Origin of the sequence: Pseudomonas alloputida, assembly GCF_021283545.2 — a bacterium.
Classification (GTDB): Bacteria; Pseudomonadota; Gammaproteobacteria; order Pseudomonadales; family Pseudomonadaceae; genus Aquipseudomonas; species Aquipseudomonas alloputida.
Map to the genome: position 1 here is coordinate 290372 of NZ_CP128540.1, position 24946 is coordinate 315317.

A 24946-nucleotide genomic window follows, 5' to 3' on the forward strand; every position below is an offset into this window, starting at 1 on the left:
AATCGTAGTGTGGATTGGTTGGCGAGTCAAAGCGTTTGTGTTGGAGAGTGTGTCTGTTTTTGAGCTGTGCTGGTGATCAGAGAATTGCTTCTGCTTGGGGTGGTTGGGGCTGCTGCGCAGCCCATCGCAGGCAAGCCAGCTCCTACACCGATCGTGGTGGATTCAGGGCATCCGTAAGGCAGGGATTGAGGGCTGCGGGGGGAAAACAAAAAAGGCCCACCTTTCGGTGAGCCTTTTTTGATACTGCGTATGGTGCGGCACCAGGAGTCGAAAATTTCCATAAATACATGATTTAATTGGGAATATTTTTTGAATTAAGAAGCTTCTATCCCTATAGCTATCCTTACCTATTTCTATAATCCGGGCGAGGTAGGTTTTGTGGGTTCCGTGTTTGTTTTCACTGCGGATGGAAATGCAATCGGTTTTGAAGATGAAAGTGTTTAGCGATGGATTTGTAGTTGTGGCATCGCTTTGGGATGATAAGTCTTAGAGGGATGCTGCCAGCATCAGCCGGCAGCGAACTTATTTTTAGCGGTCAGGTTGAGTTTGCATCGCAGAGATCCGCTTCTTTACAGTATCCGAGAGATTGCGAATAAGTACAATGTATTTCTCGGCTTCACGTTTGTTCTTGTGATGATAAAAGTCATTGGTGTGCCTGCTCTTAGTTGACTGTACTACTAGCAGTTCTGCCTCTTTCAAGATTCTGACGGTGCGCCCGCTGTAAACTTCTTGTTTGGCAGCGTGATAGCGAGCAATCCCTTTTCTCAACGCGCAAAGTTGTTCGGTTTTTCCGAATTTTAAGGATTTGTCAATGGCCCGGTCGCCGCCCTCAAGGTCACCTTGTTTGTATTTTATCAGCCCAAGTGTTAGCCATGCATCTGCGCTGTGCTCGTCCAATGTCGTGGCTCGTTCGGCATAGGGGTAGGCTACGTCCGCCTTACCCAAAGATCTAAATAGGAACGAGGCATAACGTTCATGTAGGGCAGCATTCAGCGGCTCTTCGAGTAACGCCAACTCAAAATTCTCGCAGGCAGCGAGATGATCTTTTTTGATCATGGCAATTTTGGCGGCTTTTGCGTACTCATTCCTGAAACCATCAGCGACTCGGTCAGTGCGATAACTTTTTTCTATTTCAAATCGAGCTGTAGCCTGTTTATCTACCTTCAGAGCAATCTTGTCGATGAGCTCCGAAACGTCAGTTGGTAATTTCTTCTTCTTTTGACGGAAGAATTCCTTAGCTAATTCCACAATCTCTAGATCGTAGCTGTCGCCTCGGTCCACGATGGTAGCGAAGTAAGTTTCACCGAGGCTTCCTTGGAACTCGGCGTGCAATACGCCTAACTGAGTGCATACATCCCCTACACATTTGCCGTCTAGAGGGCTGGCTAACGAGACCAGTGTCATGAATACTTTCTGCACTGAAGTATTCATACGTGCCCAAGCATCTTCGTACAAGAACTCCAAGAGCTCGTCATTGGTTTTTTTTAGGATTTGATCAAGGCCATCTTGGATGCTAGAAGACGATCGTGCAATGTAGCGAACCAGCGTGTCGATCAATAGTGGCTTGCACATTAGTTGAGCGCACACGTTGCGCAGTCGAGCTTCACCGGCTTGAGTAACTGCACGCGCGCCGTACTCAGATCCTAGTTTTTGTAATAGCAAGAACGCTTCCGACTCAGGAAGTTGACTGACCGGAAGTGGTTCCGCATTGAGAATTTCCCGGCGTCTAGAGGTTATGACTACTCGGCCAATCTTTTTGGCGACCATGTAAATAAAGTCACCGAGTTCTTGCGCATCAACCTGTGATGTAGCCAAGGTCTCTGTATTGTCGATGATCAATAGTACGTCATTACGCGTAAACCCTTCATCGGCAAACGCTTGGGCCGCTTTGTCAATGAGTGATCGACCGTCATGCTTGTACCACTCTTTGCCTAGAATAGGAGTAAGGCTATACAGTAACTCCCTTACGCTGTCCTCCATTGCCTCGGAAATACCTTTGAAATGTATGAGGCCTTGTTCAGTCCATTTGGTTCGTTTCGCTGTGTAAAAACTGATGATCGAAGGCAGCGGAAAGTCTGCCTCGAGAGAGCCCTCTAGTAAGCTGTTGAAGAACTCAAGTACAAGAGTCGTTTTTCCAAAGCCACCGTCACCAAATACCAAGCAGGCCCTGGAGTCAACTATGTCGCCCATCCACGCCTTAAGCTTATCTAGTTCTCTACTTCGGCCAACAAACGTTGAGGTTTGCCTGCCTGGAATGTTATTAAGCAATAAGAACGAGCTATTTTGAGTGGGGATTTCTGTCCATCTAAATTTTTCCACAGTTTGGCTTTCAGCAGAGAAAACGCTGCTTTGCTGTAAGTCGCTGGTGAATTCGCGTGCATCAGTCCACGACAGCAGATGACCTTGAGCCTTCAATACACCTTTACGCGAAACGATACGTTTGATTACCACAGCATGCCCGGTCACGAGCAATGGTGTATTGATCGGCACCAACAGATCACCAATCTGAACAGCCAATCCCGATTGCTTCGCAGTGGGTAGCACGCCATCTGCGCGGGCTAAAATTCGTCGGATTAGATCTGCTGTTTTGGTAGACCAGTGATCGGTAGTAGGCGCGTCTAGGACGCCGTGCGCCGGTCGGCCGTTGCGGAAAGCAACCCACTGCTGCAATTCCTCAACCAAGCTACTCTGGCTTTCTGGCAAGGTTTCGTACCACCCATTGAAGTAGTTGCGAAACACCAGACTGCGAATCCGAGGTACCAGTGCATCTAGGATTTCTACCGGCAAACCGTCAGACGGCTGACTGAAGCGGTCCAGAAACGGCTTCAGATCTACGTCCTCATCCACAGAGGGAGTGGCTTGGATGACCGTTTCTAATGCACTGATCGAGAGGCATTGCAGGAGCGAACGCATTATAGAGCACAGATAACTCAACGATTCGCCTGGGGAGGAAAGTGAAACAGCTTTCTGCAGTTGCTCCTGATAGACCTTACGCACGTCTTCTTCCCTGTTTTGGTGGCATTGGGCCATGATGGTGCTTTATAGCAAAGTTATCCTCAATGAGGAAATGATCTGTTGGGCAGAATCCAGCCATGCGCAAGCTCAGTCACCGACCCGACCCGACCCGACCCGACCTGTCCGGTCTTAGGGGTATAGAAGGTTTCCCTCAGAGATTGAAAATCCACGATTTTACTAATCGTCGAGTAAGCAGCCTGACCGTTAGTAGATAGTAATACCGTGTTGCTTCCTTTCGGTGGCTAATGCGATTTTCGAGAAACCAGGCCACATGCTTTTTCTGCCAACCCCAAGGTGTTTCTCGCTGCCAGCGCTCTGCAATTTCAGCCTGGATGATTTTCGCCTGCCGCAAATGACGTCGGCGCGTCGCGTGCGACCCGATTAGCACGCCAGCCAAGAACAACTCCATATCGAATGGTTTGCTCATGCTCGTCCCCCGATATAAGCCGCGGCCACTTCGATTCGACCATGCCCAAGCTCGTAGCTAATTTGCATCCGTGCATCACGATCAGTTTTCCTATCTGCTAGGCAACATTGGCCGCCGTTGATAGGCGCCCGATGCTGGGTGATTTGTTCATAGCGCTCACATGCGTACGCCGCTCGTAGCTCATGGAAGCCCTTGAGGTTGTGTGCATGCAGGATGACCCGCGCCGGGCGGATTTTTTCTTGCAGAAAATTCAGGTAGCTTTCGTGTGGCGCAATTAGGTTGCGGCTACCCACAGGCGACACCTGCCGTGCCAACTCAAGCGTCTCTCGAATATGGTCATCCACCGCAATCCAACGTGGCGCCGAGGCGCCAGCGCGGCCACCTTTGGTGCCATCCTGAATGTTAATCCTGCCTAGGTCGTTAGCCTCACGGCTTAGCCGTGGCAGGTCAGCCAAGATGGCCTCACGCAAGCGCATGCCGGTGGCTCGCGCCAACAAAACAATCGCGGCGGCCCGTAGTTGATGTTGGTTGCAAAGCGCATCGACGATCTGCTTAACCTGTTCGCGGTCTTGGCCCTGTGGCACCGACTGTCGAACCCCGGTGCGCTGCATACCCAAAGCCTTGCTCGGGCTGTGCAATTTCACGTACTGATCACCGCGAAGCGCCGCCATGGTCCTGTTAACACTGGATAGCCGGTTTTGTGCGGTGCTAACGGCGAGGTCACCGCGCCCAACCAGGTCGCGCAGATACGCCGCATAGTCGGCCAACACTTTGCGATCAATCTGCTGCGCATCATTGATACCGGGGCCCTGTTCGGAGCGACACCACTTCACGAATGCTTGCCACCGATCACAGTGCGCTTTCACCGTGCCGTAGTGACCGCCGCCGAACATGTCTTTCAGCGCCTGGGGCCCTGCGTAGCTCAATTGTCTGCCGTAGCCGAAATTGCGCCCGCCGCGTCTACCCACCAATGCCATATCGGTCACCTCTTCTTAGGCTCTCCAGTCCTCGTCCCACGTCATCCCGCCAAGAATGCTGAGTGTTATCAGGGATCAAGGCCCCTGCGACCTGTGGGGATGTCCTCTAACGCGGGACTGGCGGCTCCTTACGTCCGGGAGCGAGGGCATCTCATGATCTGGCCTCCTGAACACCGTTACCGGTGGGCGGGTGGGGGCTGCATTGGCTGACGAGACCAGTGCCGCGAGATCCTGAGCCGGGTGAGCGCAGCAATGCGATGACCGGGGCATGCCTGACTGTCAGTCAGGTGCAGTCCATTCCTTGGTCTGCGGCACCATCATCTACATCGCTGTTGCTGGTGACATCGGCGTTTGTCACGCCGATTGTCACGAGTGAAGTTGCCGCAAAGCCAAATGCTATGAGGGCTGCAGCAGTGTTAAACGCGCCCGTCTCTTTCCAGTGAAAGAGACGGGCGCAGGTTGGCGCACGTGAAATGGCCAAGCGGATAGGTTGCTGCTGAGCAGATGGGTAGGGTGGTTGCCGCAGGGGCAACGATATTGAGTTGGCATCCATCACATGGGTAGTGACCGTACGAGCTGCCGGACGCGAATCGTACTTGCGGGTGAACCACCGCGGGAGCGGCGTGACCTTAAAGGTTCGGGTCACCTGGGATGCTGTCATCGACAGCTCTTGCGACTCCCGGTCTACGCTTGTGGACAATATTCGTCAAGCAGCGCGATATCAGGGATTTAGCGCCTGTGGATAAAACTACCCCCCGGTGGACATCAGTGGTTTTCCACAGACGTAAGCTGTGCCAGCCGTTTTTTCTTAGGGATGGTCCTTTCAAACGGGGCGGCTTTGCAGCCCCGTTTGAAAGGACCCGCGCGGAGGAGCTTCATGCGGTGCTGTGGGTAACTTCACAGCGAGTTGAGGTGGTGGTGCGGCGGGCTACTCGGTCCTCTTGGCACTGCGAAGGCGCGTGACGTTCTCGCCCGTCTGCTTGGCAAACTCATGTGGCGTCACATGGTCCTCGCGGTTCGCCTCAAGAAACCGACTCCACCAGGTCATGATCATCCGGCGCTCTTCGAGGAACTCGGCCTTGTGGGTATAAGCGGCCCGCACGTTGTTGCGTTCCTTGTGGCTCATCTGGCGCTCGATCGCTATCTCTGACCACAGCCCCGACTCGACCAGCGCACTGCACGCCATGGCTCGGAATCCGTGGCCGCAGATATCCACCTTGGTGTCGTAGCCCATCGTCCTGAGCGCGGCATTCACCGTGTTCTCGGACATCGGTTTCCACGGTTTGGCATCTCCCGTGAACACCAGCTCGAACATGCCGGTGATCGCGTGGATTTGCTCAAGCAAGGCCACTGCCTGCGGCGATAAGGGTACAACGTGGATGTCCCCGGCCATCTTTGTACCCCTTGTGGAAAAGGGCACACCATCCAGCGCTGGGCGGGTATCGGGGATCTCCCAGATGCCGCGCTGGAGGTCGAACTCGCCCCAGCGGGCAAAACGCAGTTCACTGGAGCGTACGAACACGTGCAGCGACAGCATCACGGTGAGGCGCGTGAGGGGGCGACCTTTGTAGCCGTCGATGCGCGCCTGTAGCTCTGGCAGCCGCGATAAGGGTAGTGCGGGTCGATGTGTAACCCGCGGTGCTCTGATTGAGCCATCGAGGTCGTGGGCTGGGTTCGTCGTGATCAGCCGCAGCCGTTTGGCTTCGCGCATGATGCTTTGCAGGTAGTTCTTGATCCTGAGCGCCACGTCGATGGTGCCGCGCTTTGTCACGGCCTCCAGTGGCTGCATGAGGTCGTGGGTGTCCAACTCAACGATTGCCCTGGCACCGAGCAAAGGGAATACATGAGTCTTCAACCGGCTGAGTACAGTCTTGGCGTGGCCCGGCGCCCACTTGGGCACCATCCCGGCATACCAATCGAGCGCAACGCTTTCGAAGGTACGGCCATTGATTACGGCTTGCACCTTGGCCTGCTGCTTGGATTGGATGGGGTCAATGCCGTTGGCGAGCTGCTGTTTGAGCTCGAAGCGCTTGTGGCGAGCGTCAGCCAGCCCGACCACCGGGTAATTGCCGAGTGAGGTCAGGCCCTCGCGACCATCGGGCTTCACGTACCTGAGCCGCCAGCCTTTGCGACCGTTGGGCTTCACGAGCAGGTAAAGGCCATCGCCGTCAAAAAGCTTGTACTCACGTTCGCGAGCCTTTGCAGTGCGGCAGGCGTTGTCGGTAAGGGGAGCCGTTGTGCGAGCCATAAGGGTACTTTCCAATGTCGAATTGGTAGGTATCCTTAAAAGTACCCTTATTAGCGCTGGCTACCCTCGGAATCCGACGGAACGCCAAAACGAAAAAACCCGCCAGAAGGCGGGTTTTTCGGGGGTTCCAGAGATTTTGAAAGCTTTCTATGGAACCTTGAATGGTGCCGGCACCAGGAATCGAACCCGGGACCTACTGATTACAAGTCAGTTGCTCTACCATCTGAGCTATACCGGCAATGGGGCGTCATTATAGCGATCGTTTGGCGCCTGTAAACCACTTCCTTGCGAATGTTCGCAAAAGACCTAAGTCACCGGCCTAAAAGAAGAATTTTCCTACCAGCCGCGGTGCATGGTGGTGACGCTAGGCTCGCTTTTACCCGGGTTGAAAAACAGCTTGTCATTGTCGCAGCCGCGCTTGCGGCATGGGGCTTCTGTGCGCAGGGGCAGGCCTTTGTCGCCGCCCAGCTGCATGCCGGGGTGGTTCCAGCCCAGGTTGCTGTTGGGGTGGGGCGAGGTGCCGCCGGCGCAGCCGGTCAGGGCCAGGGCGAAGGTCAACAGGGCGAGGGGGTTGGCTCGGGTCACGATGCTCAGGTCCGGTGGTCCATTGTCGGTTCTGGCGCAACGCCAGAAGGTCGCGGGGCTGGCGGGCAGCGCGCGACGTCACTTTTTAATGATTTGGGGGGCGGATGATACACCGTTGCGGGGGTGGAGCATTAGCCTTGTGTTGTCTGGTATGGCCTCTTCGCGGGTGAACCCGCTCCTACACGGGGGCGGGTAAGCCGGGTTATCTGTGTAAGGGAATTCTGAACCATGGGGTCAAAAGCTTCAGGGTTTGGATGCTTCGGAAGTATCCTACGCGCGCCGCCGAAGTAACGCTGTTGTCGGGGAAGTGGCTCACGGATACCGTTTTCGGGTCGCTCTGGCGACTGGGTGTGAGAACCCGACTTGAATAAGCGTTACCCGCCATGGTGGTCGTACGTGGGCAGACCTCGGTCTGGCCGGGCTTCCTTATTCACTCGGTTTCTCACCCTGCGTACGGCTGCCGCCCCAAATCCGTGAGAAAGATTTTTGGCAGTCTCCTTCCGTGAATAAGGATTTGCCATGAAAAAAGATGTTTCTGAGCCAATCACAACCGCAGGCGTGGAAACCTTCCTCGCAGCCGTTAACCCATCCCTCAATCTCCTACGCGTAGAGCCCGGCGTCCCCGTCGACGCGGCCTACGAGCATGTCTCGATCCTGATGGGCTACATCAAGCACCTGGTGCGCGAGGGCGATATGGAGGACGACCATAAATTCCTGGGGGCAGCCGATTACCTGTGCGACATGGCCAAGGCGCTGATGAACGATATCGAGATCGCCAAGGGTAAGGCGCATTAGGCATTGACGCGGTCATTTGTGGGAGCGGCCTTGCGTCGCGAATGGGCTGCAAAGCAGCCCCGGCGATTTCAGAGATTGCGCTGAAAACGGGGGCCGCTTTGCGGCCCTTTCGCGACGCAAGGCCGCTCCCACAAAAGCCGCTTGCGCTAACCACAAGAAATGTTTATGCACAAGTGGCATTTGGGACCTGAGCGAAAGGCATGCCGGATCGCTACGCCGCTGGTCTTTGCGCAAACGCCTGTTTTTACTGGGCTGCAGCCGCAAGCAGGAATAAGCCAAGCGCTTGAAATAGCGCTTGGATCCAACAGGTAATCACAAGCTTGTTCACAGACTTATCCACAGGTTGTGCTGCGGCTAACCGTCGCGTTCCGCAAGAATGAGCAGGTTGCGCGGGGTCAGTGGGTAATCGCAAAACAGGCCCAGGCGCACGTCATAGCCTTGTTCTTCGAGGAACAGGGCGCGATCGAGTACCAGCCACAGCTCCAGTGGCCGACGGAAAAGGTTGCGTACGCGCTCCAGGTTGCGGACCTCGGCCAGGCGTTGCCAGCCCGCAGCTTCCAACATTGCCCAGTCCGGGTTGCCGCTCACTGGCAATTGCTTCAGTTCAGCCAGGTCACGGCAGTATTGCTCGAAGGGCTTCTCCAGCCAGGCCACCGGCAGGGAAGGTGTCGGCAGGTATTCATCGCTCTGGCGCTGCTGGCGTTGCAGCAGGTCGAAGCCCAGGCGCCGGGCCATCGAGGTGTCGCGCTGGCGCCGCACGCGGGCGCCGGCAGTGACGGTTTCACTCAAGGGCAGGCCCAGGTCGTCCAGCGACAGCTGCAGGCTCGACGCCTGCGCGGCTGTGGATAACGCCTGGTATTGCTGCGCGGCGATGCGGTTGTAGCAGCAGGGGGCTATGGCCAGTTGCCGGCAACCTTGCTGGCTGGCCAGTTGCAGCAGGCGTACATGCAGATCGCCACAGGCATGCAGGGCAACCACGCTTTTATCGTCAGCCAGGTGGCGCGCGCTGTCGCTGGCCATCACATCCTGGTGCACATGCTGCGCCGGCAAGTGGTGGTGCGTGCTCAGGACCTGGCCGGCGGCGACCAGTTCGGCATCGTATTCCAGGCAGGTCAGGTGTTGGCCGGGTTGCAGCAGGCGGCGGCCCAGGTGGCCTTTGCCAGAACACCAGTCCAGCCAGTGGCGGGGCTGCTCGCGGAAGGCCAGGTGGCTGGCGAAGGCTTCGATCTGCTGCCATTTGCGGCCGGGGACGGCTACGTCGAGGCGATGCGCGGCGGGGGGCAGGTCGGTTTCCGGGAGGTTGCCGAGTGCCGAAAGCTGTCGGGCTTGCTGGGCCAGTTGCGGGAACGGGGCGGGCAACGAGGCAGCGGTGGTGTCGGTTTCGGCGTCTGCCAGGGAGCATTGGCGCAGGTGGGCGGCAAGCTCGGGGTGGGCGGTTTCCCAGGCCAGCTGCAGGCTGGTGAAGGGGCGCGGTTTCCACAGCTGCTGGTGCTCGATCAGGAACTGGTCGAGGGCCTGGAAGCGGGTGCTTAGGTGGGGGCTGTGGAGGTGGTTGGGCATGGCAAGGATGTGTGGTGGTTTTGAGGGCCTCTTCGCGGGCACGCCCGCTCCCACAGGTATAGCGCCACATTCAAGGTTGGCGCTACACCTGTGGGAGCGGGCGTGCCCGCGAAGCAGTCAGTGAGGTCTCAGCGGCCTTGGCAGGCATCCACGCGCAACCAGCGCTCCAGCAGCTTGAAGCCTTGCACCAGCATGAACGAGATCACCAGGTAGAACACGCCTGCGGCGAAGAAGATTTCCACCGGCAGGTAGGTGCGGGCGATGATGGTACGGGCCATGCCGGTCAGTTCCAGCAGGGTCACGGTACTGGCCAGGGCACTGGCCTTGAGCATCAGGATCACTTCGTTGCTGTACGCCGGCAGGCCGATGCGCGCAGCGCGTGGCAGCATGATGTAGAACAGCGTTTTGCCACGCGACATGCCCAGCGCCCGTGCCGCTTCAATCTCACCTTTAGGGATCGCCTGCAGCGCGCCACGCAGAATCTCGGCGATGTACGCAGCGGTGTGCAGGGTCATGGTCAGCACCGTGCACCAGAACGGATCGCGCAGGTACGGCCACAGCGAACTGGAGCGCACCGCATCGAACTGCGCCAGGCCGTAATAGACCAGGAACAATTGCACCAGCAGCGGCGTGCCACGGAAGAAGAAAATGTAGCTGAACGGCACCGCGCGCACGTACCAGTGGCGCGAGGAGCGGGCGATGCCCAGCGGTATGGCCAGGATCAACCCGGCAACCACGGCGATGGCCACCAGCTCAAGGGTCAGGGTCGCGCCTTCGGCCAGGCGTGGCAGCCATTTGAAGATGACTTCCCAATTCATTATTCAGCCCTCGCAAAGCCGCGAGCGGCGCGTTTTTCCATGAAATGCATACCGGTCATGGCAAGCACGGTCAGGCCCAGGTAGATGCAGGCCGCGACCATGTAGAAGGTGAACGGCTCTTTGGTCACGGTCACGCCAATTTGCGAATGACGCATGATTTCTTCAAGGCCGATTACCGATACCAGGGCGGTGTCCTTCATCAGGATCATGAACAGGTTGCCAAGGCCGGGCAGGGCGATGCGCCACATCTGCGGCAGGATGATCCGCGAGAGGATGCGGCCCTTTGACAAGCCCAGCGCCAGGCCGGCTTCGCGGTGGCCCTTGGGGATCGCCAGGATAGCGCCACGGAACACTTCGGTGGCGTAGGCGCCAAAGCACAGGCCCAGGGCGATCACGCCCGCGGCAAAGGCGCTGAGCTCAAGGCCGGGCATGTTCAGGGCTTCGCCGAGGCTGTTCATCAGCCCGACGGTGCCGAAATAGATAAGCAGTACCCACAGCAGTTCGGGCACGCCGCGAACCAGGGTCGAGTAGAAGCCGCCAAGCCATTGCAGCGGCTTGAACGGGGAGGTCTTGGCCAGGGCGCCGAGCAGGCCCAGGACCAGCCCCAGCAGCAAGGCGCAAAGCGCCAGTTTTACGGTCATCAGGGTGCCGGCCATCATGGCCGGACCGAATCCGTGCAGGTCGATATTCATGGGCAGGTCATTTTAGGGACTGGCGCGCCGCAAGGGCGCGCCGGTCAGGGCGGATCATTCGATGCTGAACGGGAAGTACTTGTCGTTGATTTTCTTGTACGTACCGTCGGCTTTGATTTCTGCCAGGGCTTTGTTCAGGTCGTCGCGCAGCTTGGTGTCACCTTTGCGCACGGCAATGCCGATCTTGTCGCTGTCCATCACCGGCTCGCCCTTGAACTCGAAGTTCGAGCCGTCTTTGCTTTTCAGCCACTCGTACTGCACGTATTTGTCGGCCAGGATGCCGTCGATACGACCGGAAACCAGGTCAAGGTAGGCGTTTTCTTGGGTGTCGTAGAGTTTGATCTCGACATCCGGGTAGTTGTCTTCAAGGTAGGTGCCGGCCAGGGTGGCGCGCTGGGTGCCGATGACCTTACCTTTCAGCGACTCTTTGTCAGTCTTGAAGTCGACGTTTTTCGGCGCGATGAACTGCAGTTTGTTGGAGTAGTACGGATTGGTGAAGTCCACAGCCTGCTTGCGCTCGTCGGTGATCGACAGCGACGACACCAGGAAGTCGAACTTCTTGGCATTCAGGGCCGGGATGATGCCGTCCCAGTCGGAGGTAACGACCGAGCATTCGACTTTCATCTTGGCGCACAGGGCGTCGCCAATGTCTTTGTCGAAGCCAACCACGTTACCGCTGGCATCCTTGTTGTTGAACGGTGGGTAGGCGGCTTCGATGCCCATGCGCAGTTTTTCTGCGGCCATGGCGTTTGCCGACATCACCAGCGTGGCAGCAGCTGCCAGGAGAAACTTCTTGTAGGTGTGCATGTATTGCTCCGTTAGCGGTGGCTGGACATGAATTGCTTGCAACGCGCCGAGGTCGGGTTTTCGAAGACCTGCTGCGGCGATCCCTGCTCTTCGACCAGGCCCTGGTGCAGGAAGACGACTTCACTGGACACATGGCGGGCAAAGCTCATCTCGTGCGTCACCAGCAGCATGGTACGGCCTTCTTCGGCCAATGCGCGGATAACGTTAAGCACTTCCTGGACCATTTCCGGATCGAGCGCCGAAGTGGGCTCGTCGAACAGGATGACCTTGGGCTTCATGGCCAGGGTACGGGCAATGGCGGCGCGCTGTTGCTGGCCACCGGAAAGCTGGGCGGGGTAGCTGTGGCGTTTGTCGTAGATGCCGACCTTGTTCAGCAGCGCTTCGGCGGCTTCGATGGCCTCGGCCTTGCTTTGGCCGAGCACGCGGCGTGGCGCCTCGATGATGTTGTCGAGGATCGACATGTGCGGCCACAGGTTGAAATTCTGGAAGACAAAGCCGATTTCGCTGCGCAGGCGATTGATCTGGCGGTTGTCGGCTGCGATCAGGTCGCCATTCTTGGCGGCCTTGAGCTTGAGGGCTTCGCCGGCGACCAGGATTTCGCCCTGGTGCGGGTTCTCGAGCAGGTTGATGCAGCGCAGCAGGGTGGACTTACCGGAGCCGGACGACCCCAGGATGGAGATCACGTCACCGTCGCGAGCGGTCAGCGAAATGCCCTTTAGAATTTCCTGCTCGCCGTAGCGTTTGTGCAAATTGCGGATTTCCAGCGCGGGCGTGGCCTGAGCCATGTGCGGTCCTCATGTGTTCGGGTGCGTTCCCAGCTGTTGGCGGCCTTCCTGGCGTGCGCCAAGCTAGCATAGCGGCATTATGACGGCCAACAGGGTCGCCGGGGACTGGGGGCGCTGGTGGGGCAGTTTGTCGCATCGCTACAGCGTAACGTCGCGCAGATGTCCGCGAAGGTGTCGCCCAGCACCAGAGCCTTGATGAAAAAAGGCGCGATGGTGCCAGCTTTGGCCGGCTCATGGAAGCTGTTTTGACCCATTGGAGGGGTAAACCCGACCTTTTGCCAGTGCTAACGGGTTCACCCACGAATGCCATGTTGATATCACAAGGTTGTACCCATGGGTTGCACTTTTTGGCATTGCAGTGGTGCACAGGTGTTACCGAGGAGCACCTTTGGTGCATTTGTAAGTGGGTATTTCAGTAATCCGCTGATTTGAGGTCCTTTCGGTCATGCAATGGCCGAAAGCCCTCCAGGCCGCATCCTAAAAGGCCTGCAGAATTTTCTGACGAGTGCATTCGTCATATGGCGCGCTTATTGCCAGTTGGAAACCGCCGATTGCAGCGACGCCTAGGTCATCCCCTGGCGCGCTCTGTACCCGCAGTCGGCGTGGTCCACTCCTTACAAAGGTAGTTTCAATGAGCGGTAACAATTCCAATGACCTCGCTCAGGGGCTCAAACAACGGCATGTGACCATGCTGTCCATCGCTGGCGTCATCGGTGCAGGCCTGTTCGTAGGCTCCGGCCACGCCATCGCAGCGGCCGGCCCTGCCGTGCTGCTGGCTTACGCTGCCGCCGGTACGCTGGTCGTGCTGGTGATGCGTATGTTGGGTGAAATGGCAGTCGCCTCGCCTGACACCGGTTCGTTCTCTACGTATGCCGACCGCGCCATCGGGCGCTGGGCCGGTTTCACCATTGGCTGGCTGTACTGGTGGTTCTGGGTGCTGGTGATTCCGCTGGAGGCCAACGCCGCCGCAGCCATTCTGCATGCCTGGTTCCCGGCGGTTGACCTGTGGGCGTTCTCCCTCATCATTACCCTGGCACTGACACTCACCAACCTGTGCAGCGTGAAGAACTACGGTGAGTTCGAGTTCTGGTTTGCCCTGCTCAAAGTGCTGGCGATCATCGGCTTCATCGCCGTGGGCTGTGCTGCCTTGTTCGGCTTTGTACCGAGCAGCCAGGTGAGCGGTACCAGCCACCTGTTCGATACCCAGGGCTTCATGCCCAACGGCCTGGGCGCGGTGCTGGCAGCCATGCTGACCACCATGTTCTCGTTCATGGGTACCGAAATCGTCACCATCGCCGCTGCCGAGTCGAAGGACCCGGGCAAGCAGATCAGCCGTGCCACCAACTCGGTAATCTGGCGTATCTGCCTGTTCTACCTGGTATCGATCTTCCTGGTCGTGGCCCTGGTGCCGTGGAACGACCCGGCCCTGGCCGAGACGGGCTCCTACCAGACCGTGCTGAGCCGTATCGGTGTGCCGAATGCCAAGCTGATCGTCGACATTGTCGTGCTGATTGCCGTGACCAGCTGCCTGAACTCGGCGTTGTACACTTCTTCGCGCATGTTGTTCTCGCTGAGCAAGCGTGGCGACGCCCCGGCCATCGCCCAGCGCACCACCAAGGCGGCGACCCCGCACGTGGCGGTACTGCTGTCCACCGCAGCGGCATTCCTTTGCGTGTTCGCCAACTTCGTGGCACCGGCCCAGGTGTTCGAGTTCCTGCTGGCCAGCTCTGGCGCCATCGCGCTGCTGGTGTACCTGGTGATTGCCGTTTCGCAGCTGCGCATGCGCGCCCAGCGTGAAGCCCGCGGCGAGAAGATCACCTTCAAGATGTGGCTGTTCCCGGGCCTGACCTGGGCGACCATTGCCTTCATCGTTGCCATTCTGGTGGTCATGGCGCTGCGTGAGGATCACCGTGCGGAGATCATTGCGACTGCGCTGCTGAGTATTGGTGTGGTGGCGGCTGGCTTGCTGGTGCACCGCAAGCGCGAGGCTGCCGGGCGGGCGGCGCTGGACAGCTGATCGGCGCTGGCTGAAATGAGAAGGCCGCGCCCTGTGAAGGGTGCGGCCTTTTTTTGTGGCCTGTGATGGCCCTTTCGCGGGCAAGCCCGCAGGTTCACCACAGGCCCGTAGGAGCGGGTTATATGGCCCTGTCAGCCGAACTGCTTCTGCTGTTGCTGCTGCTTGGCCACCAGTTCGGAAGCGGCGATATAGGCGTCCTGGAACTCATCACTCTCCAGCCAGGCCATGGTGGTCTCTTCGTCAGCGCCATCCAGCCATTTGCGGTAGGCGTTGAACACCAGCACGATGTAGTCGGTGGCGTGTTCTTCCTTGTGCCCCTTGAGCACCAGGGCGAGCAGCGGGTCCACCAGGAACACCGAGATCATTGGCACCAGGCCGCCTTCCTGGGCTTCCTTCATCTTGTTGAACATCGCGTCGTAGCTGCCCGACTCCATGGCCTTGTTGTACACCTGCTCGACGCTGGCGCTGTCGCCGGCACTGGCCTTGACCGCTTGGCCGCTGCGTACCATGCGGTTCTGCTTGGCCTTGCTGGCGGCGCGCTTGGCGCGTTTCTGTTGCTTGGTAGGGGTGGCCATGGGGAAATCCTTGGGTGAGTCTGAAAGTGCGCGTATTGAAGCGCAATTGCCCGATAAACCCAAGCGGCGCGCCTGGGCGCTGCAGCTTGAGATGTCTGTGGGATACATATCCAGATTATTCGGACCGTGGGCCCTGCGTAGCTTCTCTCCTGCTGCCAGCCATGTTGGCTGGCAGCCTGTCACTGCGCCAATTCGGCGTCCGTGAGTGATGCGCACGTTTGCGCTACAAAGGAGGAGTCATGAAGCACTTTTATCTGGTCACCCTGTACGGCTACACGGACGATGGCAGGGTTTACTATCCAACCGGTTTCGCCGGTTGCGACGAGCAAAGGATTACGAAGGCTGACATCGCCGCCATTATCGAAAAAGGCAAGCAACACGGCCACCTTCAGTTGCACAGCATCTCCTACATGGGGCACATGACCGAGGACGCATTCAATCATCTTCGTTCCATGTCGGACGAGTAAGGTTTGGCCCGCAGTCTGCTCATGGCTGCGGGTTTCTCGATTGCATGGCTAGCCTTCAGGTTGCGTTGTGAGGTCTCGTGTTCTTCGACGCCGCCTGAAGTTAAAAATCACAGACAACAAAAAACCCGCACTAGGCGGGTTTCTTGTTGTCGCTTCGGGTAACTTTGCAACCACCAGAAGCTTGAAGGTGGTGCCCAGAGACGGAGTCGAACCGCCGACACGAGGATTTTCAATCCTCTGCTCTACCGACTGAGCTATCTGGGCGACGAGGTGAATTAAATAGATTTCCGGACCGCTCGTCAACGACTTTTTGAAAAAATTTTAAATTAATTCCGTCGCTTACGATTTTTGGGGTCATTCGGCCGGTGGAACGTAGCCTTCGGCCTGGGCGTATTCTTCGCCGGCGAAAAACTTGTCCATCTCAGCCTGGAGGAATTTGCGGTCCTCGGCGTTCATCATGTTCAGGCGCTTCTCGTTGATCAGCATGGTCTGGTGCTTCTGCCAGTCGGCCCAGGCTTTCTGCGAGATGTGTTCGAAGATGTCCTGGCCCTTGGCACCGGGATAGGGCGGGCGTTCCAGGCCTGGCAGTTCTTCTTGGTATTTGCGGCACATCACGGTGCGGGTCATCGGGCGTCTCCTGCGATCAGTTCGTCGGCCGCGCGTTCAAGCAGCTTTTTCACCGGGGCGGCGAGGCCCAGGCGCGGCGGGGTGGCGAGGTTATACCAGAGCCAGTCGGCCTCGGCCACGTGCTCGCCGACCGGGTCGACGTGCACGAGCCATGGCTCGATCGCCAGCTGGAAGTGGCTGAAGGTATGGGTCAGGCCGTCCATGGCGTGGCGGCCAGCCAGGCGCAGGCCGTGCTGGTAGGCCAGGTCGTCGAGCTGGGCGATGTCGTCCAGCTCCGGGAGGCTCCACAAACCACCCCACAGGCCGCTGGAAGGGCGGCGGTAAAGCAGGATGGCGCCTTCGTGGTTGGCCAACAGTGGCATCAATGTGCGCCGTTGCGGCAGCGCCTTGCGCGGTTTGGGCTCGGGGTAGCGGGTTTCCTCGCCGTGCAGGTGCGCTTCGCAGCCGCGCTGCAACGGGCAGATCAGGCAACTGGGCTTGCTGCGCGTACACAGCGTGGCGCCCATGTCCATCATCGCCTGGGTGTAGTGGTTGGCGCGTTGTTGCGGGGTAAAGCGCTCGGCGGTGGCCCATAGCTGGTTGGCAACCTTGGGTTCGCCAGGGTAGCCGGCCTGGGCGGTGTAGCGTGCCAGCACGCGCTTGACGTTGCCGTCGAGGATCGGTGCGCGGATGCCCATGCTGATGCTGGCGATGGCGCCGGCAGTGGAGCGGCCAATGCCGGGCAGCTCGGTAAGCTGCTCGACACTGCGCGGGAATTCGCCGCCATGTTGCTCGACGACGACCTTGGCGGCCTTTTGCAGGTTGCGTGCGCGGGTGTAGTAGCCAAGGCCCGTCCACAGGTGCAGCACTTCGTCCTCCGGTGCCTCGGCCAGGGCTTGCACCGTTGGCAGGGCCTGCATGAAGCGGTCGAAGTAATTGAGCACGGTGCTGACCTGGGTCTGCTGCAACATGATTTCCGACACCCACACCCGGTACGGCGTGATGCCCTGTTGCCAGGGCAGGTCGTGCCGGCCGTGCTCGTCATACCAGTCCAGCACTGCGCTGGAGAACTGCTCGGGGCTCATCGGTTGAACAGCCCCTTGAGCGCGTCTTTCAGTTCCGGGCTCACTTTGTCTCCAAGTTTTTCGTCAAGTTTTTCATCGATCTTGTCTTTCAGGCGGTTGCCGGCCAGCTTGGCGGCAACCTTGCCCAGGCCGTTCTGGTCGAGGCGGCAGGCCTTTGCGCCGAGTTCCAGCGGACCACGGCAGCGCAGGGGGACTTCAACACCCACATAACGTTCGTTGACCTGGCAGGCCGGGTCCGGCATGGCACGCTGGTCGCCTTCGACGACTATGCCGATGTTGTAGTCCATGCCCAGCACGCGCAGGTCGAGGTCACCATGGCCATTGACGGTCAGGCCCGGGATGCGCGCCTTGAGGTCCGGGTTGCTGGCGACGCCATTGCGTACCACCAGGCTGCCGCGCAGCTCCTGGAAGGGGGTGTCCTTGCCGCGTGGTTCGCTGCTCAGCGTCTTGCGATTGAGCGTGGCGATGGCTTGGCACAACTGCTGTTCCAGGTTGGCATTGACCAGCACGCCATCGTTGATGGCGAAGTTTGCGCTGCCGTTCAGGGTGTCGACCAGTGCTTTCTGGCTGTTACCGGTGGCTGTCAGATCACTGGTCAGGGTCAGCAGGCCCTTGACCGGCGGCGTCTGTTCCTTGCCTTCGGTCTTGATGAAGTGTTCCACCGGCACCCGCTGGATATTGGTGTTCACACCCAGCTGTGGCACGGCAGGGCGCACGTCGACCGTGCCCTTGGCTTCGAAGGTGCCGTTGTACAGCTCTCCGCGCAGGGTTTGCAGGGTCAGCAGGCCGCCTTGGCCAACGGCCTTGAGCTGGGCGCTCTCGATCGGCAGCTTATCCAGGGTCAACGAGCCGAAGGCCAGGTCGGCCTGCAGGTCGAGGGCGCGCAGACGGTCGACCGGCAGCAGCTTGTCGTCGCTCCATGCCACTTGTGTTGGGGCGTTGGGCAGTGGTGTGGTGCCGGCACCGGCTACGGCGCTGGCCTCTTGTTGCTTGACCTCGGCCTGGCGCGCAGCGGTGGCGCCCTTGGCTTCTTCGCTCTTGGCCGGCAGGTAGCGGTCGGCGTCGAAGGTGTCGCCCTTAAGTTGCAGGCGCAGGGCTTGTTTGGCGAAATCTTCGACGGCCACGCGGCCGCTGAAGGTGCTGTCGTCCAGCTTCACCGCCAGGTCTTCCAGGGCCAGGCTGCTGGGTGTGCCCAGCAGGCGAGTCACCAGCTCCAGCTTGGCGAAGGCGGCCGGGTCGTTGGTGGCCGGCAGCGGGTGGCCAATGCTTTCAAGGAAGGCGCGCAGGTTGAACTGGGCGATGGACAGGCCGCCGCTCAGCTGGGGTGCCTTGTCCAGATCACGCAGGTTCAGCTCACCGAGGGCGCGCAGTTGGTTGGCCGAGACTTTCAGGCCGTTCCATGAGGCGACATTGGCGGCCAGGTCGACCAGCAGTTGGCCTTGGGCGGCGAAGGTCACGGTCTTGCCGCCGGTAGGCTCACCCGAGGTCTCGCCCGACAGGCGCATGTCTTCGAAGTTGTAGCGTTTGAGCTTGCGGTCGAAACGCAATTCGCCGGCCAGCTCGGTACGGGCCTTGATGCTCGGCTGGCTGGCGCTGATAAAGGCGCTGGCCTTGAGCGCAATGTTTGCGCCTTCGTGGATCGGGCCGGTGCTCAGCTGGATGCTTTCGGCGCTGTAGCTGTGGCCGGTCTTGGCATCGGTGTACTGCACGCGGGCGTTGTTCACGGTCAGGCTGTCGATGTCCAGCTTGATGGCGCGGTCGTTGCTGTTGGTGGTCGCAGGCGTCTGCTCGGCAGGTGCCTGTGCGGATGCATCGGTGCTTGCGCCATTCTGCGCGGGCAGCGGCTTGCCGATGTCCTCCCAGTTGCCATGGCCCTGTTCGTCACGCGCCAGGGTCAGGTTCAGGCCCTCGACACGTACGTCGCTCATTTGCACTTCGCGGCGCAGCAGCGGCAGCACACGAACCGAAAGGCCAAGCATCTGCAGGTCGGCGAACGGTTCCTTGGGTTTGTTCAAGGTGGCGATGCTGGCTTCGTGCAGCTCCAGGCCCAGCCACGGGAACAGGCTCCAGCCGATGTCACCGTTGAGGGTCAGTTCGACGTGCGCCTTGTCGCGTGCCAGCTGGCGAATCTCGTCTTTGTAGTCGTTGGGATCAAAGAGGTGGGTCAGGGCGAAGCCCAGCGCCACGATGATCAGCAGTAACCCGAGAAGCCCCAGTCCCAGGATTTTGCCGAACGCTTTCATGGGCGAGTCCTTTTAGTCCGTTAGTGAGTTCAGGCGGCAGAGTATAACGCTGTCGCGGTTACCCCCGCTTGTACGACTAGAGATGTAGGAAATTCCTACGCCTGTATCAGAGAGTATGGCTTTCGACAGCCTAATATTGAGCTTTTGCCGGGAACATGACCGTTTCAGTCAGGCGAAAATGAACGATGGCAGATTGCTTTCATGCTGCTTGATGCTGCTACCCTTGCGCCGCTTTGCGAGCACCCTCCCTATAACAAGGATCAGATTCATGACCAGTACCGTCGCGACGGGAACCTTGGCCAGTGAGCCAGGCTTCCTGTCGAAGGAACGCATAATCGCCCGCCCGGGCTTCAACCGCTGGCTGGTCCCACCAGCTGCCCTGGCCATTCACCTGTGCATCGGTATGGCCTACGGCTTCTCGGTATTCTGGCTGCCTTTGTCGCAAGCCCTGGGGATCACCGCCCCCGTCGCCTGTGCGGCAGACATGGGCTTCATGGCCCGGATGTTCAGCGCCGAATGCGACTGGCCAATCTCGATGCTGAGCTGGATCTATACCCTGTTCTTCGTCTTCCTCGGCTGCTCGGCGGCGGTGCTGGGCGGCTGGCTGGAGCACGCCGGCCCGCGCAAGGCTGGCTTGGTGTCGGCCTTGTGCTGGTGCGGTGGCATGCTGCTTTCGGCGATAGGTGTGAAAACCCATCAGCTGTGGCTGATGTGGCTTGGCTCGGGCGTGATTGGCGGTATCGGTCTGGGCCTGGGCTACATCTCACCCGTGTCGACCTTGATCAAGTGGTTCCCGGACAAACGCGGCATGGCCACCGGTATGGCGATCATGGGCTTCGGCGGCGGGGCCATGGTCGGGGCGCCGCTGGCCACCGCGCTTATGGGGCATTTTGGCAATGAGCACGAGGTTGGCGTATGGCAGAGCTTTGTCGCCATGGCGGCGATCTACTTCGTGTTCATGACCGCTGGCGCCCTGGCGTATCGCGTACCACCGACCGGCTGGAAGCCTGAAGGCTGGGCTGCGCCGTTGAAGAATGCCGGTAACGCCATGGTCACCGACCGTCATGTGCACGTCAGTGTGGCCTGGAAGACCCCGCAGTTCGCGCTTATCTGGCTGGTGCTGTGCCTGAACGTGTCGGCGGGCATCGGCATTTTGGGCATGGCTTCACCGCTGCTGCAGGAAGTGTTCGCCGGTAAATTACTGGGCAACGAACTGACCTTCAGCCAGCTGAGCACTGCGCAGTTGGCGCAGATTGCCGCGATCGCCGCCGGCTTTACCGGCCTGCTGAGCCTGTTCAACATTGGCGGCCGGTTCTTCTGGGCATCGTTCTCCGACTACATCGGCCGCAAGAACACCTACTTTGCCTTCTTCGCCTTGGGTGTGGGCTTGTACAGCCTGGTGCCGAACATGGGGCACCTGGGCAACGTGGCGCTTTTCGTGGCAGCGTTCTGCATCATCCTATCGATGTATGGCGGTGGTTTTGCAACGGTGCCGGCCTACCTGGCCGACCTGTTCGGCACGCAGATGGTGGGTGCCATCCATGGCCGCCTGCTGACCGCCTGGGCGGCAGCGGGGGTGCTGGGGCCGGTGCTGATCACCTACCTGCGCGAGTATCAACTGGCAGCGGGCGTGGAGCGGGCGGCGGCTTATGACATGACCTTGTACATCCTCGCGAGTCTGCTGGTGCTGGGCTTTATCTGCAACATGCTGGTGCGCCCAGTGGCCGACAAGCACTTCATGAGTGATGCCGAACTGGCGGCCGAGCGGGCGTTGAGCCATGACAAGGGCGCCGATGGGGCGCGGTCGCTGGAGTGGAAAGCGGCGCCAGGCAGCCTGCCACTGGTGCTGCTGGCCTGGGCGGTGGTGGTCGTGCCGTTGGCCTGGGGTGTGTGGGTGACACTGCAGAAGACTGCTGTCCTGTTCCATTGATGTAACTGCATGGGTGCGCTTTGCTGCGCGGTCCCTTTGGGAGCGGCCTTGTGTCGCGATGGGCTGCAAAGCAGCCCCCATTACGCAGTTGTATAGACCTGTAGCAGCATCCAGCCCGCGTAAAACCTGGCTTTGCCATATGTCATCCGCGTTTCAAGCTGGCGCGTTCTGGGCCTATAATGAAACCCTTTTCGCCCAATGATTTTGCGGAGCTGGTGATGGTTGAACGTAAGGCTTCCGTCGAGCGCAATACCCTGGAAACCCAGGTCAAGTGCTCGATCAACCTCGATGGCAGCGGCAAGGCCCGATTCGATATCGGTGTGCCCTTCCTTGAACACATGCTGGACCAGATCGCCCGCCATGGGTTGATCGATCTGGATATCGAGTGCAAGGGTGATACGCATATCGACGATCACCATACCGTCGAAGACGTCGGCATCACCCTGGGCATGGCATTCGCCCAGGCCATCGGTGACAAGAAAGGTATCTTCCGCTACGGCCACGCCTACGTGCCGCTGGACGAAGCGCTGTCACGCGTGGTCATCGACTTCTCTGGCCGCCCAGGCCTGCAGATGCACGTACCGTATACCCGTGCCAGCGTTGGCGGCTTCGATGTCGACCTGTTCCAGGAGTTTTTCCAGGGCTTCGTCAACCACGCCCTGGTAACCCTGCATATCGACAACCTGCGTGGCCACAACACCCACCACCAGATCGAAACCGTATTCAAGGCTTTCGGCCGCGCTCTGCGCATGGCCATCACCCTCGACGAGCGTATGGCCGGGCAGATGCCTTCCACCAAAGGGTGCCTGTAAATGCAAACGGTAGCCGTAATCGACTATGGCATGGGTAACCTGCACTCGGTGGCCAAGGCGCTTGAGCACGTAGGTGCCGGTAAAGTGCTGGTTACCAGCGATGCCTCAGTGATCCGCGAGGCCGACCGTGTGGTGTTCCCGGGCGTGGGCGCGATTCGCGACTGCATGGCCGAGATCCGCCGCCTGGGCTTCGACAGCCTGGTGCGCGAAGTCAGCCAGGACCGCCCGTTCCTCGGCATCTGCGTCGGTATGCAGGCGCTGCTCGAGCACAGTGAGGAAAACGCCGGCGTCGACTGCATTGGCCTGTTCCCTGGCCAGGTGCGCTTTTTCGGCAAAGACCTGCAAGAAGAGGGCGAGCACCTGAAGGTGCCGCACATGGGCTGGAACGAAGTCAGCCAGACCATCGACCACCCGCTGTGGCACGACATCCCTGATCGCGCACGTTTCTACTTCGTGCACAGCTACTACATCAATGCCGGCAAGCCGGGCCAGGTGGTGGGTCGCGGTCACTATGGCGTCGATTTCGCCGCAGCGCTGGCCGACGGTTCGCGTTTTGCCGTGCAGTTCCACCCGGAGAAGAGCCATACCCATGGCCTGCAGCTGCTGCAGAACTTCATCGCCTGGGACGGGCGCTGGTAAATGAGCAGGTCGAAGACCAAGGCCCCGACCATCACCCTGGCCCCCGAGCAGGAGCGCGATGCGCTCGACACCTTGAAGCGTTTTCTCGAAGACCGCTTCGAGCTGCAGTTGGGGTCGTTCGAGGTGGCCGAGGTCCTCGAGCTGTTCAGCAAAGAGATTGCACCCCATTACTACAACAGGGCGATTGCCGATGTTCAGCTGCACCTCAAGGAGCGGTTCGAGAGCATCGAAAGCGACCTGTGGGCACTCGAGAAGCCCTGAAACCCAACAAATAGACAGGTTCCCAAGATGCTGATTATCCCCGCTATCGATCTGAAGGACGGTGCTTGCGTGCGCCTGCGCCAGGGCCGCATGGAAGACTCTACGGTATTTTCCGACGACCCGGTGAGCATGGCCGCCAAGTGGGTCGAGGGTGGCTGCCGCCGCCTGCACCTGGTCGACCTCAACGGCGCCTTCGAAGGCCAGCCGGTCAATGGTGAAGTGGTTACCGCCATCGCCAAGCGCTACCCGAACCTGCCGATCCAGATCGGCGGCGGTATCCGTTCGCTGGAAACCATCGAACACTACGTCAAGGCTGGCGTCAGCTACGTGATCATCGGCACCAAGGCCGTCAAGCAGCCCGAGTTCGTCGCTGAAGCGTGCAAAGCCTTCCCGGGCAAGGTCATCGTCGGCCTGGACGCCAAGGACGGTTTCGTCGCCACCGACGGTTGGGCCGAAGTGAGCTCGGTGCAGGTCATCGACCTGGCCAAGCGTTTCGAGGCCGATGGCGTCTCGGCGATCGTCTACACCGACATTGCCAAGGACGGCATGATGCAGGGCTGCAACGTGCCCTTCACCAAGGCACTGGCTGAAGCCACCCGTATCCCGGTGATCGCCTCGGGCGGCATTCACAACCTGGGTGACATCAAGGCCCTGCTGGACGCCAAGGCCCCGGGCATCATCGGCGCCATCACCGGCCGTGCCATCTACGAAGGCACCCTGGATGTCGCTGAGGCCCAGGCCTTCTGTGACAACTACCAAGGCTGAGGACTGAACCATGGCACTGGCCAAGCGCATTATCCCTTGCCTGGACGTGGACAACGGCCGGGTGGTCAAGGGCGTCAAGTTCGAGAACATCCGTGATGCCGGCGACCCGGTGGAAATCGCCCGTCGCTACGACGAGCAAGGTGCCGACGAAATCACCTTTCTCGACATCACCGCCAGCGTCGATGGGCGCGACACCACGCTGCATACCGTCGAGCGCATGGCCAGCCAGGTGTTCATCCCGCTGACGGTTGGTGGTGGCGTGCGGACCGTGCAGGACATCCGCAACCTGCTCAACGCCGGTGCCGACAAGGTCTCGATCAACACCGCCGCGGTGTTCAACCCAGAGTTTGTCGGTGAGGCGGCGGACCGTTTCGGTTCGCAGTGCATCGTTGTCGCCATCGATGCCAAGAAAGTGTCCGGGCCAGGTGAAGCGCCGCGCTGGGAGATTTTCACTCACGGCGGGCGCAAGCCGACCGGGCTGGATGCAGTCGAGTGGGCGAAGAAGATGGAAGGCCTGGGCGCTGGCGAGATCCTGCTGACCAGCATGGACCAGGACGGCATGAAGAACGGCTTCGACCTGGGCGTTACCCGGGCTATCAGTGATGCGCTGGGGATTCCGGTGATTGCCTCGGGGGGGGTGGGTAACCTGCAGCACCTGGCAGACGGCATTCTGGAAGGGCATGCCAGCGCGGTGCTGGCGGCCAGCATCTTCCACTTTGGCGAGTACACAGTGCCGGAGGCCAAGGCCTACATGGCTTCGCGCGGGATCGTCGTTCGCTGATCCATTGACCGGGGCTGCTTTGCAGCCCTTCGCGGGCACGCCCGCTCCCACAGGTT

Annotated in this window: 24 protein-coding genes and 2 tRNA genes; 9 read left to right on the plus strand and 17 right to left on the minus strand. The window is 59.5% G+C overall.

Annotated elements, in window-relative coordinates:
- Window positions 1-528: 528 nt before the first annotated feature.
- From LU682_RS01260 to LU682_RS01290, 7 genes are all read right to left on the minus strand, one after another.
- A complete protein-coding gene (locus tag LU682_RS01260) occupies window positions 529-2997 on the minus strand; it encodes an AAA family ATPase (RefSeq protein ID WP_161989609.1) in 2469 nt (822 codons plus the stop codon).
- 169 nt (window positions 2998-3166) lie between these two features.
- Window positions 3167-3442: a hypothetical protein gene (locus tag LU682_RS01265; protein WP_080516504.1), complete on the minus strand. Its 276-nt coding sequence runs from the start codon at window positions 3440-3442 to the stop codon at window positions 3167-3169.
- Window positions 3439-4419: an integrase domain-containing protein gene (locus LU682_RS01270; RefSeq protein ID WP_161989610.1), complete on the minus strand. Its 981-nt coding sequence runs from the start codon at window positions 4417-4419 to the stop codon at window positions 3439-3441. Before LU682_RS01270 ends, LU682_RS01265 begins: the two co-directional genes overlap by 4 nt.
- 283 nt (window positions 4420-4702) lie before the next feature.
- A complete protein-coding gene (locus LU682_RS01275) occupies window positions 4703-5080 on the minus strand; it encodes a hypothetical protein (RefSeq protein ID WP_232857132.1) in 378 nt (125 codons plus the stop codon).
- 267 nt (window positions 5081-5347) lie between these two features.
- A complete protein-coding gene (locus LU682_RS01280) occupies window positions 5348-6667 on the minus strand; it encodes a tyrosine-type recombinase/integrase (RefSeq protein WP_161989611.1) in 1320 nt (439 codons plus the stop codon).
- Between the two features lie 162 nt (window positions 6668-6829).
- Window positions 6830-6905: transfer RNA gene (locus LU682_RS01285), tRNA-Thr, on the minus strand.
- A gap of 98 nt (window positions 6906-7003) precedes the next feature.
- On the minus strand, window positions 7004-7252 hold the full coding sequence (locus tag LU682_RS01290; protein ID WP_010951646.1) for a hypothetical protein: 249 nt from the start codon (window positions 7250-7252) through the stop codon (window positions 7004-7006).
- Between the two features lie 519 nt (window positions 7253-7771).
- On the opposite strand from LU682_RS01290, the gene LU682_RS01295 reads away from it, so the two are divergent.
- Entirely contained in the window at window positions 7772-8047 is a 276-nt protein-coding gene (locus LU682_RS01295) for a DUF3077 domain-containing protein (RefSeq protein ID WP_049588069.1), read from the plus strand.
- Between the two features lie 354 nt (window positions 8048-8401).
- Here the strand turns inward: LU682_RS01295 and LU682_RS01300 are convergent, their stop codons facing one another.
- The 5 genes from LU682_RS01300 to LU682_RS01320 form a co-directional block, all read right to left on the minus strand.
- On the minus strand, window positions 8402-9607 hold the full coding sequence (locus tag LU682_RS01300; RefSeq protein ID WP_010951648.1) for a methyltransferase: 1206 nt from the start codon (window positions 9605-9607) through the stop codon (window positions 8402-8404).
- Window positions 9608-9735: 128 nt separating this feature from the next.
- Window positions 9736-10425 (minus strand): ABC transporter permease, encoded by a 690-nt coding sequence (locus tag LU682_RS01305; RefSeq protein ID WP_010951649.1) that lies wholly within the window; start codon window positions 10423-10425, stop codon window positions 9736-9738.
- Complete coding sequence (locus LU682_RS01310) at window positions 10425-11117, minus strand: ABC transporter permease (RefSeq protein ID WP_010951650.1); 693 nt, start codon at window positions 11115-11117, stop codon at window positions 10425-10427. The genes LU682_RS01305 and LU682_RS01310 overlap by 1 nt, the downstream gene beginning before the upstream one ends.
- Before the next feature lie 54 nt (window positions 11118-11171).
- Window positions 11172-11924, minus strand: coding sequence for an ABC transporter substrate-binding protein (locus tag LU682_RS01315; RefSeq protein ID WP_010951651.1), 753 nt, complete (start codon window positions 11922-11924; stop codon window positions 11172-11174).
- 11 nt (window positions 11925-11935) lie between these two features.
- The gene (locus LU682_RS01320) at window positions 11936-12709 is read right to left on the minus strand and encodes an ABC transporter ATP-binding protein (RefSeq protein WP_003255746.1); all 774 of its coding nucleotides are present in this window, start codon (window positions 12707-12709) and stop codon (window positions 11936-11938) included.
- Between the two features lie 631 nt (window positions 12710-13340).
- On the opposite strand from LU682_RS01320, the gene gabP reads away from it, so the two are divergent.
- Window positions 13341-14726, plus strand: a complete 1386-nt coding sequence (gene gabP, locus LU682_RS01325) for a GABA permease (protein ID WP_010951653.1) — start codon at window positions 13341-13343, stop codon at window positions 14724-14726.
- 131 nt (window positions 14727-14857) lie between these two features.
- On the opposite strand, the gene LU682_RS01330 is transcribed toward gabP, so the two are convergent.
- Complete coding sequence (locus LU682_RS01330) at window positions 14858-15301, minus strand: hypothetical protein (RefSeq protein ID WP_014589364.1); 444 nt, start codon at window positions 15299-15301, stop codon at window positions 14858-14860.
- Window positions 15302-15540: 239 nt separating this feature from the next.
- On the opposite strand from LU682_RS01330, the gene LU682_RS01335 reads away from it, so the two are divergent.
- Window positions 15541-15768, plus strand: a complete 228-nt coding sequence (locus LU682_RS01335) for a hypothetical protein (protein WP_019439077.1) — start codon at window positions 15541-15543, stop codon at window positions 15766-15768.
- A gap of 188 nt (window positions 15769-15956) precedes the next feature.
- Here LU682_RS01335 and LU682_RS01340 read toward each other — a convergent pair.
- From LU682_RS01340 to LU682_RS01355, 4 genes are all read right to left on the minus strand, one after another.
- Window positions 15957-16032 (minus strand) — tRNA-Phe (locus tag LU682_RS01340).
- A gap of 90 nt (window positions 16033-16122) precedes the next feature.
- Window positions 16123-16395 carry an oxidative damage protection protein gene (locus LU682_RS01345; RefSeq protein ID WP_003255742.1) on the minus strand — a complete coding sequence of 91 codons (273 nt, stop codon included), beginning with the start codon at window positions 16393-16395 and terminating at the stop codon, window positions 16123-16125.
- On the minus strand, window positions 16392-17459 hold the full coding sequence (gene mutY / locus LU682_RS01350) for an A/G-specific adenine glycosylase (protein ID WP_010951654.1): 1068 nt from the start codon (window positions 17457-17459) through the stop codon (window positions 16392-16394). The genes LU682_RS01345 and mutY overlap by 4 nt, the downstream gene beginning before the upstream one ends.
- Window positions 17456-19702: an AsmA family protein gene (locus LU682_RS01355; protein ID WP_010951655.1), complete on the minus strand. Its 2247-nt coding sequence runs from the start codon at window positions 19700-19702 to the stop codon at window positions 17456-17458. Before LU682_RS01355 ends, mutY begins: the two co-directional genes overlap by 4 nt.
- Window positions 19703-19970: 268 nt before the next feature.
- On the opposite strand from LU682_RS01355, the gene LU682_RS01360 reads away from it, so the two are divergent.
- The 6 genes from LU682_RS01360 (at window position 19971) to hisF (ending at window position 24890) form a co-directional block, all read left to right on the plus strand.
- The gene (locus tag LU682_RS01360) at window positions 19971-21632 is read left to right on the plus strand and encodes an OFA family MFS transporter (protein WP_010951656.1); all 1662 of its coding nucleotides are present in this window, start codon (window positions 19971-19973) and stop codon (window positions 21630-21632) included.
- 218 nt (window positions 21633-21850) lie between these two features.
- Entirely contained in the window at window positions 21851-22444 is a 594-nt protein-coding gene (gene hisB / locus LU682_RS01365) for an imidazoleglycerol-phosphate dehydratase HisB (protein ID WP_003255736.1), read from the plus strand.
- The gene (gene hisH, locus LU682_RS01370) at window positions 22445-23083 is read left to right on the plus strand and encodes an imidazole glycerol phosphate synthase subunit HisH (RefSeq protein WP_010951658.1); all 639 of its coding nucleotides are present in this window, start codon (window positions 22445-22447) and stop codon (window positions 23081-23083) included. It begins immediately after the preceding gene.
- Complete coding sequence (locus LU682_RS01375; protein ID WP_010951659.1) at window positions 23084-23344, plus strand: DUF2164 domain-containing protein; 261 nt, start codon at window positions 23084-23086, stop codon at window positions 23342-23344. It begins immediately after the preceding gene.
- Window positions 23345-23371: 27 nt separating this feature from the next.
- Window positions 23372-24109, plus strand: a complete 738-nt coding sequence (gene hisA / locus LU682_RS01380) for a 1-(5-phosphoribosyl)-5-[(5-phosphoribosylamino)methylideneamino]imidazole-4-carboxamide isomerase (protein ID WP_003255731.1) — start codon at window positions 23372-23374, stop codon at window positions 24107-24109.
- 10 nt (window positions 24110-24119) lie between these two features.
- Window positions 24120-24890, plus strand: a complete 771-nt coding sequence (gene hisF / locus LU682_RS01385) for an imidazole glycerol phosphate synthase subunit HisF (protein WP_003255729.1) — start codon at window positions 24120-24122, stop codon at window positions 24888-24890.
- Window positions 24891-24946: the final 56 nt, after the last annotated feature.